The sequence below is a fragment of the Streptomyces sp. NPDC001002 genome, assembly GCF_053599215.1.
The window spans coordinates 1-1,043 of sequence record NZ_JBSFLV010000324.1 but is presented as its reverse complement, the minus strand read 5'-3'; the positions used below and the strand labels follow the sequence as shown (position 1 = coordinate 1,043).

Sequence of the window (1,043 nt, the reverse complement as noted above, 5' to 3'; positions counted from 1 at the left end):
CTGAAGCGCGAAGACCTCAACCACACCGGCTCGCACAAGATCAACAACGTCCTCGGCCAGGCTCTGCTGACCAAGCGCATGGGCAAGACCAGGGTTCCTTGTCTGTTCCCGTTACCGCCGCGCGTGAGCGCTACGCGGTGACCTCCGACCGGTCCCCGCCCCACAGCGTGTGGAACGAACCGTCCTTGTCCGTGCGCCGGTAGGTGTGCGCGCCGAAGAAGTCCCGCTGGCCCTGCGTCAGCGCGGCGGGCAGGCGCTCCGCGCGCAGCCCGTCGTAGTAGGCGAGCGCGGCGGCGAAGCCCGGGGTGGCCACGCCCTGGCGGGTCGCGGCGATCAGCACCTCGCGCCAGTCGTCCTGCGCCGCCGCGATCTCCCGCGCGAACGTCTCGTCGGAGAGCAGGCTCGGCAGGTCGGGACGGGTGTCGTAGGCCTCGCGGATGCGGTCCAGGAAGGCCGCGCGGATGATGCAGCCGCCGCGCCAGATCGAGGAGACCGCGCCGAGGTCGATGTTCCAGTCGTACTCGTCGCTGCCCGCCGCGATCTCGTGGAAGCCCTGCGTGTACGACACGATCTTCGACGCGTACAGCGCCTGCTCGACCTGGTCGGCGAAGGCTGCCGCCTCGGCCTCGCCCAGCGGCGACGCCGTCGGCCCGGCCAGTCCGCGCGAGGCCTCGCGCAGCGCCGCGTGCCCGGAGAGCGAGCGGGCGAAGACCGCCTCCGCGATGCCGGAGACCGGGACACCGAGGTCGAGGGCGATCTGGACCGTCCAGCGGCCGGTGCCCTTCTGCTCGGCCTGGTCGACGACCACGTCCACGAACGGCTTGCCCGTCTCCGCGTCCACGTGGGACAGCACCTCGGCGGTGATCTCGATCAGGTACGAGTCGAGCCGGCCGGTGTTCCAGGTGCGGAAGATCTCCGCGATCTGCGCGGGGGAGTACCCGGCGACATCGCGCAGCAGCTGGTAGGCCTCGCCGATCAGCTGCATGTCGGCGTACTCGATGCCGTTGTGGACCATCTTCACGAAGTGCCCGGCGCCGTCGGGG

Annotated in this window: 1 protein-coding gene; it reads right to left on the bottom strand. The window is 70.9% G+C overall.

What is annotated here, in order from left to right; translation table 11 throughout:
* Positions 1–130: 130 nt before the first annotated feature.
* Positions 131–1,043, bottom strand: a 913-nt coding sequence (gene gndA, locus ACWDR3_RS47845; protein ID WP_450358957.1) for an NADP-dependent phosphogluconate dehydrogenase, incomplete at its 5' end; no start/stop codon positions are given.